The sequence below is a fragment of the Pseudomonas sp. 300 genome, from assembly GCF_055803035.1.
In genome coordinates, this window is sequence record NZ_JAVLRV010000002.1 from 1,664,648 (window position 1) to 1,681,671 (window position 17,024).

Annotated in this window: 12 protein-coding genes; 3 read left to right on the top strand and 9 right to left on the bottom strand. The window is 60.6% G+C overall.

Going from position 1 to position 17,024, the window contains the following annotated elements; all coding sequences use genetic code 11:
- The first annotated feature begins 67 nt into the window (after positions 1-67).
- From Q7W83_RS14180 to glgB, 3 genes are all read left to right on the top strand, one after another.
- On the top strand, positions 68-2,062 hold the full coding sequence (locus tag Q7W83_RS14180; RefSeq protein ID WP_150639161.1) for an alpha-1,4-glucan--maltose-1-phosphate maltosyltransferase: 1,995 nt from the start codon (positions 68-70) through the stop codon (positions 2,060-2,062).
- Between the two features lie 147 nt (positions 2,063-2,209).
- The gene (gene treS, locus Q7W83_RS14185; RefSeq protein ID WP_473656221.1) at positions 2,210-5,551 is read left to right on the top strand and encodes a maltose alpha-D-glucosyltransferase; all 3,342 of its coding nucleotides are present in this window, start codon (positions 2,210-2,212) and stop codon (positions 5,549-5,551) included.
- Positions 5,552-5,553: 2 nt separating this feature from the next.
- On the top strand, positions 5,554-7,785 hold the full coding sequence (gene glgB / locus Q7W83_RS14190) for a 1,4-alpha-glucan branching protein GlgB (RefSeq protein ID WP_473656222.1): 2,232 nt from the start codon (positions 5,554-5,556) through the stop codon (positions 7,783-7,785).
- 127 nt (positions 7,786-7,912) lie between these two features.
- Here glgB and Q7W83_RS14195 read toward each other — a convergent pair whose 3' ends face one another.
- The 9 genes from Q7W83_RS14195 to Q7W83_RS14235 form a co-directional block, all read right to left on the bottom strand.
- Entirely contained in the window at positions 7,913-8,980 is a 1,068-nt protein-coding gene (locus Q7W83_RS14195) for an autotransporter domain-containing protein (protein ID WP_150653329.1), read from the bottom strand.
- A 417-nt stretch (positions 8,981-9,397) separates the two neighbouring features.
- The gene (locus tag Q7W83_RS14200; protein WP_150633659.1) at positions 9,398-10,198 is read right to left on the bottom strand and encodes an endonuclease/exonuclease/phosphatase family protein; all 801 of its coding nucleotides are present in this window, start codon (positions 10,196-10,198) and stop codon (positions 9,398-9,400) included.
- A 203-nt stretch (positions 10,199-10,401) separates the two neighbouring features.
- Complete coding sequence (locus Q7W83_RS14205) at positions 10,402-11,160, bottom strand: PIG-L deacetylase family protein (protein ID WP_150633661.1); 759 nt, start codon at positions 11,158-11,160, stop codon at positions 10,402-10,404.
- Positions 11,161-11,282: 122 nt separating this feature from the next.
- Complete coding sequence (locus Q7W83_RS14210) at positions 11,283-11,942, bottom strand: glycosyltransferase family 2 protein (protein WP_150633662.1); 660 nt, start codon at positions 11,940-11,942, stop codon at positions 11,283-11,285.
- On the bottom strand, positions 11,939-12,538 hold the full coding sequence (locus Q7W83_RS14215; RefSeq protein ID WP_458377466.1) for an SAM-dependent methyltransferase: 600 nt from the start codon (positions 12,536-12,538) through the stop codon (positions 11,939-11,941). The genes Q7W83_RS14210 and Q7W83_RS14215 overlap by 4 nt, the downstream gene beginning before the upstream one ends.
- Positions 12,535-13,293 carry a PIG-L deacetylase family protein gene (locus tag Q7W83_RS14220; protein ID WP_458377465.1) on the bottom strand — a complete coding sequence of 253 codons (759 nt, stop codon included), beginning with the start codon at positions 13,291-13,293 and terminating at the stop codon, positions 12,535-12,537. Before Q7W83_RS14220 ends, Q7W83_RS14215 begins: the two co-directional genes overlap by 4 nt.
- Positions 13,290-14,279, bottom strand: a complete 990-nt coding sequence (locus Q7W83_RS14225) for an acyl-CoA dehydrogenase family protein (RefSeq protein ID WP_473657626.1) — start codon at positions 14,277-14,279, stop codon at positions 13,290-13,292. Before Q7W83_RS14225 ends, Q7W83_RS14220 begins: the two co-directional genes overlap by 4 nt.
- A gap of 1 nt (position 14,280) precedes the next feature.
- Positions 14,281-16,440, bottom strand: coding sequence for a glycogen debranching protein GlgX (gene glgX, locus Q7W83_RS14230; protein WP_150633665.1), 2,160 nt, complete (start codon positions 16,438-16,440; stop codon positions 14,281-14,283).
- A 257-nt stretch (positions 16,441-16,697) separates the two neighbouring features.
- Positions 16,698-17,024: a DUF2934 domain-containing protein gene (locus tag Q7W83_RS14235; RefSeq protein WP_473656223.1), complete on the bottom strand. Its 327-nt coding sequence runs from the start codon at positions 17,022-17,024 to the stop codon at positions 16,698-16,700.

Sequence of the window (17,024 nt, forward strand, 5' to 3'; positions counted from 1 at the left end):
CCGCTGGCCTTGCGCGAACGACGATCAGGTACAAGAGCGTCCATGGGGCGTAAAGGAGAGATGCTCGATGACTGCAGAAAAACCGACAGAGCTGAACTACAACCCTCATATGCCGCTGTCGCAGGCCTTGTTGCTGCCGCGCATCGCCATTGAAAACACCATGCCGACCCTTGATGGCGGGCAATTCGCCGTTAAGGCCGTGATCGGACAAGACGTGGTGGTCACGAGTAAAGTCTTCGCCGACGGGCACGACAAACTGGCCGTTCGGGTTCGCTGGCGTGCTGCCGATGATGACGCCTGGCAAAGCGAAGTCATGGGTGAGCTGGGCAATAACGGGTATCAAGGCCAATTCCGCGTCGCGCGTCAGGGCCGTTATGTGTTCTGCATTGAGGCCTGGATCGATCAGTTCGCCAGCTTCTGCTATGAGCTGGAGAAGAAGCACTCGGCCCGGGTGCCCGTCAGTCTTGAGTTGCAGGAAGGTCGCACCCTGGTTCAACAGGCAGCCGAACGCTCCGAAGGTCAACTGAGTGAAGCGTTGGCAGCGCTGCACCACGAACTGGCCGGGTTACTCGAAATCGAGCAGGTGGCGCTGTTTCTGCACCATCGCAGCGCTGATCTGATGGCTCAGGCCGATCACCGCGCCTATTTGAGCCTCAGCCCCGAGTATCCGCTGGACGTCGAACGTGAGATCGCGCAGTTCGCCAGTTGGTATGAATTGTTTCCGCGTTCGATCACCGACGATCCGGCCCGTCATGGCACTTTTAACGACGTGCATTCGCGGCTGCCGATGATTCAGGACATGGGTTTTGACGTGCTGTACTTTCCGCCGATCCACCCGATCGGACGCAGCTACCGTAAAGGCCCGAACAACTCCCTCACCGCCGGCCCTGACGATCCGGGCAGCCCGTATGCCATTGGCAGCGAAGAGGGCGGGCATGAGGCGATCCACTCGGAACTGGGCACCCGCGAAGACTTTCGTCGGCTGGTTGCCGCAGCCGCCGACCATGGCCTGGAAATCGCACTCGACTTCGCCATCCAGTGTTCCCAGGATCATCCGTGGCTCAAACAGCATCCCGGCTGGTTCAACTGGCGTCCGGACGGCACGATCAAATACGCCGAGAACCCGCCGAAGAAGTATCAGGACATCGTCAACGTCGACTTCTATGCCGCTGACGCGATTCCTAGCCTCTGGGTCGAATTGCGCGACATCGTGGTCGGCTGGGTCGAGGAGGGCGTGAAGATCTTTCGCGTCGATAACCCCCACACCAAGCCGCTGCCGTTCTGGCAATGGCTGATCGCCGATGTACGGGCGCTGTACCCGGAAGTGATCTTCCTCGCCGAAGCCTTTACCACGCCGGCAATGATGGCGCGTCTGGGCAAGGTCGGTTACTCGCAGAGCTACACCTACTTCACCTGGCGCAACACCAAGTACGAACTGTCGACGTACTTCACCGAGTTGAACGAGTCGCCGTGGCGCGAATGCTACCGGCCGAATTTCTTCGTCAACACCCCCGACATAAACCCGGCGTTTTTGCATGAGTCGGGACGCGCCGGTTTTCTCATCCGCGCAGCGTTGGCGACCATGGGCTCCGGGTTGTGGGGCATGTATTCCGGGTTTGAGCTCTGTGAAGCCGCACCCGTGCCGGGGAAGGAGGAATACCTCAATTCCGAGAAGTACGAGATTCGTCCAAGAGACTTCAATGCGCCTGGCAACATCATCGCCGAAATCGCGCAACTCAATCGTATTCGTCGGCAAAACCCGGCGTTGCACACGCATTTAGGGCTTACGGTCTACAACGCCTGGAATGACAACATTCTGTATTTCGGCAAACGCAGCGCGGATGGCAGCAATTTCATTCTGGTGGCCGTCAGCCTCGATCCGCATAACGTTCAGGAAGCGAATTTCGAATTGCCGCTGTGGGAAATGGGTTTGCCTGACGACGCCAGCACCCAGGGCGAGGATTTGATGAGTGGTCATCGCTGGACCTGGCACGGCAAGTACCAGTTCATGCGGATCGACCCGGCACATCAGCCGTTCGGGATTTGGCGCATCACGGCTTAGCCCCGGCACCTGTGGGAGCTGCCTGCTCGCCAAGGGGTCAGCACATCCAACATCCATGTCGCCTGCTACATCGTCTTCGCGAGCAGGCTCGCTCCCACAGGGAGGGGCTAGGCCCGGCGGATTTTTCGAATTCAACAGGAGTTCCAAATGGCGAAGAAACCCAAGGCTGCCACCTTTATCAAGGACCCGCTCTGGTACAAGGATGCGGTGATCTACCAGGTTCACGTTAAGTCTTTTTTCGACTCCAACAATGACGGGATCGGCGACTTTCCTGGCCTTATCGCCAAACTCGATTACATTGCCGACCTCGGCGTCAATACCATCTGGCTGTTGCCGTTCTATCCGTCGCCACGGCGCGATGACGGTTACGACATCGCCGAATATCGCGGCGTGCATCCCGATTACGGGACCATGGCCGATGCCCGGCGCTTTATCTCTGAAGCGCACAAACGCGGCTTGCGGGTGATTACCGAACTTGTCATCAACCACACCTCGGACCAGCACGCGTGGTTCCAGCGTGCGCGTAAAGCCAAACCCGGTTCGGCGGCGCGGGACTTTTACGTGTGGTCCGATGACGATCAAAAATACGATGGCACCCGCATCATCTTTCTTGACACTGAAAAGTCCAACTGGACCTGGGACCCGGTCGCCGGCCAGTACTTCTGGCACCGTTTCTATTCCCACCAGCCGGACCTGAACTTCGATAACCCGCAAGTCATGAAAGCCGTGCTGTCGGTGATGCGCTATTGGCTGGACATGGGCATCGACGGTTTGCGTCTGGATGCGATTCCGTATCTCATCGAACGCGATGGCACCAACAACGAAAACCTGCCCGAGACCCACGACGTCCTCAAGCAGATTCGGGCCGAAATCGACGCCAATTACCCCGATCGCATGCTGCTCGCCGAGGCCAATCAGTGGCCGGAAGACACGCAGCTGTACTTCGGTGACACCGATAAAAAAGGCCTGAATGGCGACGAATGCCACATGGCCTTTCACTTCCCGCTGATGCCACGGATGTACATGGCGCTGGCCCAGGAAGACCGCTTCCCGATCACCGACATTCTGCGTCAGACCCCGGAAATTCCGGCCAACTGCCAGTGGGCGATTTTCCTGCGCAACCACGATGAGCTGACCCTGGAAATGGTCACCGACAAGGAGCGCGATTACCTGTGGAATTACTACGCCGCCGACCGTCGAGCGCGGATCAACCTGGGGATTCGCCGTCGCCTCGCGCCGCTGATGGAGCGTGACCGTCGTCGCGTCGAATTGCTCAACAGCCTGCTGCTGTCTATGCCTGGTACGCCGACGATGTATTACGGCGATGAAATCGGCATGGGCGACAACATCTACCTCGGCGACCGCGACGGCGTGCGTACGCCGATGCAGTGGTCGATCGACCGTAACGGCGGATTCTCCCGCGCCGACCCGGCGAGCCTGGTGTTGCCACCGATCATGGACCCGCAATACGGTTACCTGTCGGTCAACGTCGAAACCCAGGCCGGCGACCCGCATTCGTTATTGAACTGGACCCGCCGCATGCTCGCGGTGCGCAAGCAGTCCAAGGCCTTCGGCCGTGGCACGCTGAAAATGCTGTCGCCGAGCAATCGTCGAATTCTGGCCTACACCCGTGAATTTACCGGGGCCGACGGCAAGAACGAGATCATCCTGTGCGTGGCCAACGTGTCCCGTAGCGCGCAAGCGGCAGAGCTGGACCTGTCGGCCTACGTTGGCATGGTGCCGGTTGAGATGCTCGGCGGTAATGCGTTCCCACCGATTGGTCAGCTGAATTTTCTCCTGACCCTGGCACCGTATGGTTTCTATTGGTTTGCGCTGGCCGCAGAAAACCAGATGCCTAGCTGGCATGTCGAGCCGGCGCAAAGCCTGCCGGACTTCACTACCCTGGTACTGAAGAAACGCATGGAGGAACTGCTTGAAGCGCCGTCCCGCGACACGCTGGAGCAGGGCATCTTGCCGAACTGGTTGCAAAACCGCCGCTGGTTCGCCGGCAAAGACAAGTCCATCGACAAGGTCAACCTGGCCTACGGCGTGCGCTTCGGTGATGCGCTGCATCCGGTGCTGTTGAGTGAAATCGAAGTCACCAGCGGCGGACAGACCAGCCGTTATCAGCTGCCGTTCGGCTTCATTGCGGACGATCAGGTGGGCCCCGCGTTGCCGCAGCAACTGGCGCTGTCTCGGGTTCGGCGCGGGCCTCAAGTGGGTTTGATCACCGATGCATTCAGTCTTGAACACTTCATTCGCGCTGTCCTGCAAGGCATGCAGGACAACACCGTGTTGCCTTCCGATGGCGGCGAGATTCGTTTCGAGCCGACTGCCGAGCTGGGCAAACTGGGCCTGACGGTTGAATCGGAAGTGCGTTACCTGTCGGCCGAACAGTCCAACAGCTCGGTGGTGATCGGCAGCAGCCTGGTGCTCAAGCTGATCCGCAAGGTCGCCTCGGGCGTGCATCCGGAACTGGAAATGAGTGCGTACCTGACCGGTGCAGGCTTCGCCAATATCTCGCCGTTGCTGGGGTCGGTGGTGCGCCGCGATGCCAAGGGCGAAGACAACCTGCTGATGATCGCCCAAGGCTATCTGAGCAATCAGGGCGATGCGTGGGAGTGGACGCAGAACAACCTCGAACGGGCATTGCGCGATGAACTCGCCGATGCCATGTCGGAGCAGGAACAGCACTACAACGCCCTCGGCGAACTGCGTGACTTCGCCGGCATGCTTGGTCAGCGCTTGGGGGAAATGCATCAGGTACTGGCAGCGCCGACGGACAATCCGGACTTCGCTCCGCAAGTCACTACGCAAAAAGAGGCCCTGGCTTCGGCCAAGGATGTCGCCGCGCAACTGGAGCACGCGCTGAAGTTGCTCAAAGAGCATCAAAACCAACTGAACCCGGCGGACAAAACCCTGGTCACTCGTTTACTGGACAACAGAAAAGCCATCCTCGGCCACGTCCAGGAACTGGGCAAAAAAGCGATCGGTGGTTTGCGCATTCGTGTCCATGGCGACTTGCACCTCGGGCAAGTGCTGGTGATCAAGGGCGACGCTTACCTGATCGACTTTGAAGGTGAGCCGGCACGTCCACTGGCTGAGCGACGCGGCAAGCACAGTCCTTACAAGGACGTCAGCGGTGTCTTGCGCTCGTTCGATTACGCGGCCGCCATGGCGATCAACGTGCACAACGTCGATAACACCGCCGAGGCCCAGGCAGCACGGTTACGGGTCTCGGATCGCTATTTAAATGAGGCGAAACAGGCATTTGTCGACGCTTATCGGCTGGCGGCAGCTAGTCTTGCTCATGCATGGCAAGATCCGGAAGGCGAGGACGCCGCGCTGGCGTTGTTCGGTCTGGAGAAAGCGGCGTATGAGGTGGCCTATGAGGCAGAGAATCGGCCCACTTGGCTGCCTGTGCCGTTGCACGGTTTATATGGACTATTGAGTGGGCTTAAACCCTTTTCCGATCTTGGTGGAGAGTAGTCATGAGTTTCTCGAACAAGGAACAGGGTCACGCTAAAGAGGCGTTACTGCCCAGATCGCGGGACATCGACGCCCTGGTGCGCGCCGAACATCACGACCCCTTTGCAATCCTCGGCCCCCATGGCGATGGCGCCGGCGGGCAATTTATTCGGGCTTATCTGCCAGACGCGCTGAGCGTGCAGGTGCTGTCCAAGGACTCCGGCGAGGAACTTGGCAGCCTGGAAGCCACCCAGACGCCGGGGTTGTTTGTCGGGCATTTCGAGCGCGCGCAGCCCTATGTGCTGCGCACCCGTTGGGCAGGCGGCGAACAGGTTTCCGAGGACCCTTACAGCTTTGGTCCTTTGTTGGGTGAAATGGACTTGTACCTGTTCGCCGAGGGCAATCACCGCGACTTGAGCAGTTGCCTCGGTGCGCAGCTGACAACCGTCGAGGGCGTCGACGGCGTGCGTTTCGCCGTGTGGGCACCCAACGCCAAACGGGTGTCGGTGGTCGGCGACTTCAATAACTGGGACGGCCGTCGGCACCCGATGCGCCTGCGTCACCCGACCGGCGTCTGGGAGCTGTTCATCCCGCGCCTGCAGGCAGGCGAGGCTTATAAATACGAGATCCTCGGTACCCACGGCATTCTGCCGCTCAAGGCCGACCCGATGGCGCTGGCCACCACGTTGCCGCCGGACACGGCGTCGAAAGTCGCCTCTCCATTGAGCATTGAATGGCAGGATCACGAGTGGATGCAGGCACGCGTCGAGCGTTCACAACCGAGCGCACCGCTGTCGATCTACGAGTTGCACGCCGGCTCCTGGCAGTGCGAGCTGGACGATCTGGGCGAAGTCGCGCGCCAGTACACCTGGCACGAACTGGGTGAACGGTTGATCCCGTACGTGAAAGAGCTGGGTTTCACCCACATCGAACTGATGCCGATCATGGAGCACCCGTTCGGCGGTTCGTGGGGCTATCAACTGCTTTCGCAATTCGCACCGAGCGCACGCTACGGTTCGCCGGATGATTTCGCCGCGTTCGTCAACGCCTGTCACCTGGCCGACATCGGCGTCATCCTCGATTGGGTCCCGGCGCATTTCCCGACCGATACTCACGGTCTGGCGCAATTCGACGGCACCGCGTTGTACGAGTACGGCAACCCGCTGGAAGGCTTCCATCAGGATTGGGACACGCTGATCTACAACCTCGGCCGCACCGAAGTGCACGGCTACATGCTGGCGTCGGGATTGCACTGGCTCAAGCATTTCCATGTCGATGGCCTGCGTGTCGATGCGGTGGCGTCGATGCTGTATCGCGATTACTCGCGCAAGGCAGATGAATGGGTGCCGAACCGTCACGGCGGCCGGGAAAACCTCGAAGCGATCGACTTCCTGCGTCACCTCAACGATGTGGTCAACCTTGAAGCGCCCGGCGCGCTGGTGATTGCCGAAGAATCCACCGCGTGGCCGGGCGTGAGCCAAAGCACGCAACAGGGCGGTCTGGGGTTCGATTACAAATGGAACATGGGCTGGATGCACGATTCGCTGCATTACATCCAGCAGGATCCGGTGTACCGCGCGCATCACCACAACGAACTGAGTTTCGGTCTGGTGTATGCCTGGTCCGAGCGCTTCATCCTGCCGATTTCCCACGACGAAGTGGTCCATGGCAAACACTCGCTGATCGACAAGATGCCCGGCGACCGCTGGCAGAAATTCGCCAACCTGCGCGCGTACCTGAGCTTCATGTGGGCGCATCCGGGCAAGAAACTGTTGTTCATGGGCTGCGAGTTTGGCCAGTGGCGCGAGTGGAATCACGATCAGCAGCTGGATTGGTACTTGCTGCAATATTCGGAACACCAGGGTGTGAAGGCGTTGGTGGGCGACCTGAATCGGCTGTACCGCGAAGAACCGGCGCTGCATGACCAGGACGACGCGCCGCAAGGGTTCCAGTGGCTGATCGGCGATGACGCCATCAACAGCGTTTATGCGTTCCTGCGCTGGAGCAAGGACGGGCGTCCGGTGCTGGTTGTCGCGAACTTCACCCCGGTGCCGCGCCAGGCCTATCGCATCGGCGTGCCGTTTGCGGGGCGCTGGACTGAGGTAATCAACAGCGACGCGGCGACGTATGCCGGGTCGAATTATGGGAATAGCGGCGGGGCGTTTACCGAGGAAGAGGCGAGCCATGGTCAGGCGCTATCACTGGTGTTGAATTTGCCACCGTTGGCGGTGTTGATGTTGAGGCCGGAGGGTTGATCTGAAACCGCGTCGCTGCCATGCGCTCCCACAGGGATCACGCTGTACCTGTGGGAGCGGCGGTGTGGCGACCCGATTTGCTCGCGATAGCGTCAGCCCGGGCAACGCATTTCTTGACAGTTGACGCTCACCAGCGCATCCGCACGCCAAGGCTGCCAATCAGCCCATTCAAGTCATTTTCATCCACATCGCTGCTGTAATCGGCGCTGACGTACAGACTCACGGCGGGAGTCACTCTGGCCACCAGACCCAAACCCACTTCGACTGTCGATGAGTTGCGGCTGCTGCTGATCTTGTCGACTTGATCCAGGGTGACGGTATTGCCGGTGTACACCGTGTGCCACAAGTTGGTCCGCACGTACGGCTCGACCCCGAGGCCGTTGATGTCGTAACTACCTTTCAACCGCGCACCGACCCGGCCGCTCCAGGACGTCAGGTCGCTGGACGATGCATTGCCGGAGCCGGCGGACGGGGTGTCAAGGGTGATGCGCTGATTGATCAACTGCGCCTGGGGTTCGACCACCCAGTTGTCGCCCAGACCAATCGGGAAGCCACCTTCCACCGAGAAGGTGACCGCGCTGCCTTCGGTGGCTTGTCGGGCGCCCTGTTCATTGCGGCTGAAGCCGTTGACCCGCCCCCCACTGGCCGTCAAATCCACGTGCCAGCCCTGTGGGCCGGTCAGGCTCCAATAGGCGCCGAGGCTCTGGCCTTGCAGGTTGAGGGTGTCGGTGGCAGGGGCGGCAAGGGCGCGATTGGTCAGCAGGCCGTTGCTGTTGCCTTGAAACTGGCTCACGCCGCCGATCAGCCCGACCTGCTGGGTATGGCCGCTGCCGCTTTGCAGGGTGAGGATCGCCGGGCCTTTGAATTCGTGGGCGCCAGGAATGCTGAATCCCTGGGACAGATAATCGGATTGTGCCTGACGCGATGCCTGTCCATAAAGCTGATCCCAGGCTGACGGCGCAGCGTCTTCGATGGTCAGGCGTGAACTTCGCAAATCAGGATTGGCGTTGAAGCGGCCGGGATAGGTGGTAGCGAGAGCGGGCAAGGTAAGCACCGGGACCTCCTGGTCATACCAGGGGGTTGTTTCTTCCTCGGCAGGCGAGGCCTGCACTTCCATGGATGAGCACAGCAGGAGCGAACTCGAGACAGTGCAAAAAGTAACTTTGATCTCTTGTTGGGTGAATGAAGTTTTCATGGAGGTCTACCTTGCTGTCGCATGCGGTATCTCGCTCTGGCGTCTCTCCTACCCCGAATGAGGGGCGACCGAATGGCGTGGGGCAAGCCTTGACCCGCCCGTTTTCACGGGTGTCTGATGGTTTGCCTCAGGTGTTACTTCCGGGGGTAGTAAGGTGAAGCTAAGAAGACTGATGGCGTTGCGTCAAGAAAATGAACGATAAGCGGTATGACTAATTTAGCCTATGCAACTGATTGTTTTTTCGCGGTTATATAAGTTCTTGTTTGTACGAAAAATCATCGTGGAAGCACTGCCCCAGAAGTGTTCAAGCAGCCGACAGTCGGTCCAAAAAACGATGTGAGCGGCGAGATTGCCGATAACATCTCGTTGAACATTACTGTCAATATCAATGATGCTCAACGGATCAACCCTGAAACCTTAAAGATGCACTTCCACCGCCAACGGCAAATGATCCGATAGATGCGTCCACGGCCTGCTGCCCAATATCCGCGGTTCATGGCTGCTGGCATTGCGCAGATAAATCCGGTCCAGGCGCAGTAATGGAAACCGTGCAGGGTAGGTTTTTGCCGGACGACCATGGTGGCGCTCGAAGGCTTCGTGCAGATAGTCGTGACGGGCGAGGGCGGCGTTGCCTTGCAACTGCCAGTCGTTGAAGTCGCCGGCGATGATCACCGGTGCATCGTCGGGCAGTGATTCGAGCAGTTGGCAGAGTAACTGAAGCTGCAACTGGCGATGACTTTCCAGCAGACTCAGGTGCACGCAAATCGCGTGGACTTCAGCGTGTCCGGGTACGTCGAGAATGCAATGCAGCAGGCCACGGCGTTCGGGGCCGGTGATCGAGACGTCGAGGTTGCGGTATTCACGGATCGGGTATTTCGACAGCAGCGCATTGCCGTGGTGACCGTTGGGGTAGACCGCATTGCGGCCGTAGGCGAAATCGCTCCACATGCTGTCGGCCAGGAACTCGTATTGAGAGGTCTGCGGCCAGTTGTTGAGACGGGAAGAATGACGTTCGTGTTCGCCGACGACTTCCTGCAGGAACACCAGGTCGGCGGACGTACTGCGCACCGCTTCACGCAGCTCCGGGAGAATGAAGCGCCGGTTGAGCGCGGTGAAACCCTTGTGGGTGTTGACCGTCAGCACTCTGAGTCGATGAATCGCCGGCGGCGTGTTCAATGGCGTCGATTCGACGGTCTGGCGCTTGGAATCACTGGTCACTTTCACTCCTCTGAATCAGGCTTGCTTAGGTATGCGACTGATGTGGGGGCGGGCAGTTCAGTTTGAGCGACAGTGCCCTCGGCATTGCCATCCACAGACGCTACGGTGCGGCGATCCGACTTGCCGGCGATGGTGTACTCAAGAATAGCGCAAGGCTCAAGGGTCTCATCGCCGGCAAGCCGGCCCATACAGGAGGGGTTGGTTCAGACGAAGACGATTTCATACGGCAACCGCATGCGCTCCAGCAGCACTCGGGGTAGCAGCGGGGCGATGCCGATGGCGGGTTCGCCGTCGAGCTGGCTGGCGTAGGCGTGGGTGGCGTGGCTTTTGCGTGCGACGGTCCAGGTGTCGAGGCGGATCTTGCGGGCGCGATGCCACGGGATCAGTCCTCGATCACGCGCGGGCCAGTGCCATGCCCAGACGGGCACTTCGTTAAATGCCACACCGACCGAGGCGGCGGCTTTGGCACTGGCGCGGCCGACAGCGTCGTGGTCGACATTGCCGTCCTCGCACCAGGTGCTGAACACCACGTCACCGGGCCGCAAGTACCGTGCGATGAATTGAGTCACTTGAAGCTCGCGCTCGGCCAAGGCGTTGTCGGTGAAACCTCCGCGAATCCACTTCAGGCTGTGCATCGGCAAACCGAGGCGGCGCAAGGCTTCAACGCTTTCCTGGGGACGAAACACACTGAGGCGTTTCTCCGACCACTGCTGCGACCCCGGATGGCTGGCGCTGCCGTCGGTGATCGAGATCAATTGCAGGGGATGGCCCAGCGTGCTGAGTAATTGCAGGAGTCCGCCGCAGGTCACGACTTCATCGCCGGGATGCGGCGCGATCACCACGGCGCGCGCGCCGGGCGGGACCAGGGTCTGGGTGTTGATGACGGGAATGTTGTCCAGCTGAGGCGCGTTGTTCCAGATCTGCGCTGCCAGGCTGTTGTCGCTGATGGAAACAGGTTTCATCGGGCTACGTCCTTGTTCTGGTTGATAGCAATGTGCCGCTCTCCGAACCCTGGATTGCCGCGAACAGAGTATTGCTCAAGTCACGCTATTCGTCGCGTCGATGTTCCCACCGGTGCGCATTTTTATCCAGGTTGAGCCAAATCGCGCAAATAGTCACCGAAACCGCCTCGCGCCCGACTGTCGAGCCTGGCGCTGGTCAGCACCTGTGGTCGGTGACTCCAGGCGATCGTCGCGCCGCAACGTTCCAGTTGCCGCACCAGTTGCACGTCTTCATTGCACGCCAACGGATTAAAACCACCGGCACGCCTATAGGCCTCGGCGCTGATGCCCAGATTGGCGCCGTGCACATGCCGATGGCCGTCACGGGCCTGATAGTGTTGGTGATAGCGAATCTGCGCCGACTCATCGAACGACTCATGCCACGCGTCCACGGTGACAGTGCCGCACACCGCGTCGGCATCGAGCGACAGTTGCGCCACCAGCCAGTCGTGGGCCACCCGGCTGTCGGCGTCGGAGCAGGATATCCAGCGCACCCCGCGATCCAGCAGAAATCGCGCCCCGGCGGCGCGGGCCTGACCGACATTGCGCGCGTCGATGTGCAGGCAGTGGACCGGGTAACGGCCAACGATGTCTGACGATCGATCGGTGCAACTGTCGAGCACCACCAGCACCTCGACCGTTTCACCGCCCAACAGCTCATGTTGCGCGGCGCGCAGGGCGGCTTGCAGGCAGTCTTCGAGCAAGGCTTCTTCGTTGTGCGCCGGGATCAGAATGCCAATCATCGCAAACCCTCCAGAGCCGCCACGGAGCGCGGTTCGCGGCTCCACAGCTCCAGCAGAAAATCGGCTTCCTGATGCAGGACCAGGCGCGGCAGGTGCAAATGCTCGTGGAGCAAGTCATGGACCTGACGGGCATTCAGCGGACAGCCTTCGATCGGCGGGCGCCAGTGGCAGGAGAGCAATTGGCCGTCAGCGGTCAGTGATTGTGTGATGTGCTCGATCAGGTGTTTGAGGTCGTCAGCATCCAGGTAATAGCCGACCTCGCTGAGCACAATCAGGTCGAACTGTTCGTTTGGCCAATCGTCCGGCAAGCGGCTTTGGCGGACTTCTGCGTGCTCGAACAGGTTCAGGCGCGTGCGCGCCAGCGATACGGCAGCCATTGCGGTGTCGCAACACAACAGACGATCGCAGCGGGTGGCGAGCTCGGCGCTGAGTTCGCCGTTGGCGCAACCGGGCTCGAAGATCGCACGATAGCGAGGCCGGGGTAACGCGGCGAGGGTGATTGCGCGTTTGCGTTGTTCGTACCAGCGCTGACGAAAGGCCCAGGGGTCATCATTCCCGGCAAACAATCCGTCGAAATAACGATCCTCGACACTCATAGAAACACCACTTCGAAGGGTTGCAGCAAACGTTCCAGCACATACGGCGCCAGCACCGGCGGCAAGCCAATGCGCGGGTCGCCTTCCAACTGGCTGGCGAAGGCGTGAATCGCGTGCCGCTTGCGCGCGACCAGTGGCGGACTCAACAGAACCTTCCCCGCCCGGTGCCAGGGCACGGAACTGTCTTCAGGGGTTGCCCAGTGCCACGTCCAGACCGGTAGCTCATGCACGCGCGCGCCGACGCGTTTCGCCGCCTCGGCGCTGGCACGACCGACCGCCTCATGGTCGCAATGACCGTCTTCGCGCCACGTGGTGAAGACCACATCGTTGGCGCGCAGATGACGTTCTATGAATTCGATCAATGCGCTTTCCCGCGCCGCGACGCGACTGTCGGCGAACCCGCCGCGCAGCCATTTCAGGCTGTGCAAGGGCATACCGAGGCGACGCAGCGCTTCGACCGACTCCTGCGGACGGACCGCGCTCAGGCGCTCGACCGGCCAGCGTCGAGAGCCGGGATGGCTGGCGCTGCCGTCGGTGACCGAGATCAGTTGCAGCGGGCGGCCAGCAGCGGCGAGCAATTGCAGAAAACCGCCGCAGCCGAGCACTTCGTCGTCCGGGTGAGGGGCGATGATCACCGCTCGGGAGCCCTCAGGCACCAGATCAAGAATGTCGATCGCCGGTAATTGCGCCAGATGCCTGGAGGTTTGCCACAGATGCAACGGCGTGCCCTGGCCGACGATGGGGTTGGTTTTCATAACGTCCATGTTCCGTTAATGACCTGTTCGCCGAGGGCCGCGAGGTCGCGTTCGGCGTGGCTCTGGCGCAGAAACACCGGCAGGTCGGCGATCAGTCGGGCGAACTGCCGATCCTTGCAATAAGCGCCGGCACCGAGGGCGTGGCCCACATGCTGAATCACCTGTTCGACGCTGTTTTCGACCACCGCGCGGGCGCGGCGAGCCAGCAGTTCGGCATCGTCGAGTGGCGCGGCATCAAGGGTCAACGCGCTGATGCGCAAAACTGCCGCAGCGGCCTGTAACGCGCTGTCAACGGCGCCCAAGTGGGCGAGGGCATGCGGTTCCTGGTGATGCGCGCAGTGACCGCGCAATCGCTCTGCGAGGCTTTGTGCCGCGCCATACCAGCACGCCGCAATGCCGATCCCGCCTTGCCAGAAACCGGGGCGGTGCAGGTAGTCGCCGGGATTGCCGATGGCCTGTGCTTCGGCGCCTTCAAACAGCACCTCGACGCTGCCGGTCGCGCCCATACCCACGGCTTGCCAACCGTGACCAGTGACGATCACGCCCGGCTGATCCAGCGCCACTGCCACCAATTGCTGACGATCCCGGTCATCCCACGCGGTGAGCAAGGCGTGGCTCAGCACCGCCGCGCCGGAGCACCAGGCCTTGCGGCCATTGAGTTCAACCCTCTGACCTTGAGAACTGACCCGCACCCGCGCATCCGGCGGTTCGGCGGCCCACATCCCCCACGTGCTGGAAGGCGTGGGCGAGCCGCCAAGTTGTTGAATGATCGCCAAGGCATCGGTATGCCCTTCGTACAACTTGCACAACCCCAGATCATGCCCGCCGACGTCGGCCAATCGCTGGAACCGTTCCAGCGTCCGACCGCTGCCAGGCAGTGGCAGCTGATCGAGACCTGCGTCAACCAACGACCGCAGGCACCGACCTAATGCCTGAGTGTCGGTGTAGTCCGGTGCCCGGTGATGAAGAAACGCCTCGAGGTCCATTTCACTCTTCTTCCTCATGCTGCAATTCGAACAGCAGCAGCGACCGGCCTGTGACCGAATATTCGTGGCCGAACTCAAAACGTTCCTGGCCGCGGATCGACGGTTGATTGGTGTCGATCATGCAGGTCCAGAACCCGCCATCCGGCACTTCCGGCAGGGTGAAGTTGACGATGTCGTGGTGCGCGTTGACCACCAACAATAAGGTGGCATCACCGCCCTTGCGACGAATCCCGGTTTCCTGGGCGCGGCCATCGAGCAACATGCCGAGGCATTTGCCGTGTGCTTCCTCCCATTGTTCGATGCTCATTTCGCTGCCGTCCGGCGCCAGCCAGGTGACGTCCTTGACCCCGATGTCCTCGTTGTAATTGCCCACCAGGAAGCGTCCGCGGCGCAGTATCGGGTAGGCCAGGCGCAACTTGATCAGGCGCTTGACGAACTTCAGCAAGGCCTTGCCGTCCTCGCTCAGGTCCCAATTGACCCAGCCGATTTCGCTGTCCTGGCAATAGGCGTTGTTGTTGCCCTCCTGAGTGCGGGCAAACTCGTCACCGGCCACCAGCATTGGCGTGCCCTGGGACAGCAGCAGCGTGGCGAAGAAGTTGCGCATCTGCCGCTGGCGTAGCGCGTTGATCTCAGGGTCGTCGGTCGGGCCTTCGACGCCGTGATTCCAGGACAGGTTGTTGTTGCTGCCGTCCTGGTTGTTCTCGTCGTTGGCTTCGTTGTGTTTGTCGTTGTACGACACCAGGTCATTGAGGGTGAAACCGTCGTGGGCGGTGATGAAGTTCATCGACGCATACGGGCGCCGACCGCGCTGGTTGAACATCTCGCCGGAAGCGGTCATGCGGCTGGCGAAGTCGGCGAGTTGGCCGTCATCGCCTTTCCAGAACGCGCGGACCGTGTCGCGGAACTTGTCGTTCCACTCGACCCAGCCCGGCGGAAAGCCACCGACCTGATAACCACCGGGACCGCAGTCCCATGGCTCGGCAATCATTTTTACCTGGCGCAGCACCGGGTCCTGGCGGCAGGCAACGAGGAAACTGTGACGTTCGTCGAACCCGTCGTGGTAGCGCCCGAGAATGGTCGCCAGGTCAAAGCGGAAACCGTCGACATGCATTTCCGTGGCCCAGTAGCGCAGGGAGTCAGTGACCATTTGCAGCACGCACGGGTGACTCAGGTCCAGGGTGTTGCCGGTGCCGGAATCGTTGATGTAGAAACGCTTGTCGTCGGGCATCAAGCGGTAGTAAGAGGCGTTGTCGATGCCGCGCATGGACAGCGTCGGGCCTTGTTCGTTGCCCTCGGCGGTGTGGTTGTAGACCACGTCGAGGATCACTTCCAGATTGGCCTCGTGCAGGTGCGCGACCATCTCCTTGAACTCGGCGATCTTGCCGCTGGCCAGGTAGCGCGGGTCCGGCGCGAAAAACGCAATGCTGTTGTAACCCCAGTAATTGGTCATGCCTTTGTGCAGCAAGTGCTGGTCATTCACAAACGCGTGAATCGGCAGCAACTCCACACTCGACACACCGAGCTTGCGGATGTGTTCCAGCACGTCATCGACCATTAACCCGGCGAAGGTGCCACGCACGTTCTCGGGGACGGACGGGTGACGCATGCTGATTCCGCGCACATGCGTTTCGTAAATGATCGTCTTGTCCCACGGCACGCTGACGCGATGGTCGTGGCCCCAGGTGTGTGCCGGGTCGATCACCTTGCATTTGGGCACGAACGGCGCACTGTCGCGTTCGTCGAAACTGAGGTCGGCGTCGGGGTGGCCGATGGTGTAGCCGAACAGTGCTTCGGACCATTTCAACTGGCCGACCAGTTGTTTGGCGTAGGGGTCGATCAGCAGTTTGTTGTGGTTGAAACGATGACCGTTTTTCGGGTCATAGGCGCCATAGACACGATAGCCGTAAATCATCCCCGGATGGGCGTCGGGCAGGTAGCCGTGGTAGATCTCGTCGGTGTATTCCGGCAGTTCGATGCGCTCCAGTTCAACTTCGCCGGCATCATCGAAAATGCACAGTTCGACCTTGGTGGCGTTGGCGGAAAACAAAGCGAAGTTGACCCCCAGGCCATCCCAGGTGGCGCCCAGCGGGAAGGGCAGACCTTCACGGATTCGCGATGCCTCGGCTTGAGGTTCTGGCGCGGCTTTTTTGGGACTGGTCATAGATGCTCCTGCAAAAAGGGGGGACGCTGCGTGGCCAGGGCCAGTCAGTTATCCGATAGCTGCTTCGCACTTTGTGGGAGCGAGCCTGCTCGCGATGGACTCAAGAGCGATGCGTTCAATCAGTAAAAAACGCGTTGTCGTTAACGTCCATCGCGAGCAGGCTCGCTCCCACAAGAGCAGATTATCGTGGGCAAGCGAGCCCACGGTGGCGAGAGGGGACTCGCCACGAGTTTCAGTCAGGACAGTGCCGGGAAGTGTCAGGCCGCAGGCGGTTTACGCGCTGCGCGAGGTTTCTTCTCGGTGGATTTCTCCCCGGGCGGGATCACCTTTGCCGCCGCGACGGGTTTTGCCTTGGCTTTGGTTTTCGGCTCGCCAGCCTTGCCGTTGGCGGTTTTGCTGACGGCAGGTTTGGTGCCTGCCGTTTTGCTGCCGGCCGCCTTGGGCGATTTACTGGGGGCCAAAGCTTCGGCTTCCGCCAGTTTGCGAGCCATCTCCCAGTGCCGGGCTTCATGACCCTCGGGTTTTCCTTCCGATTCCCAGATCTGATAGGCAAATTCGCGGATGCGTTTATCGTCGGTACTCAT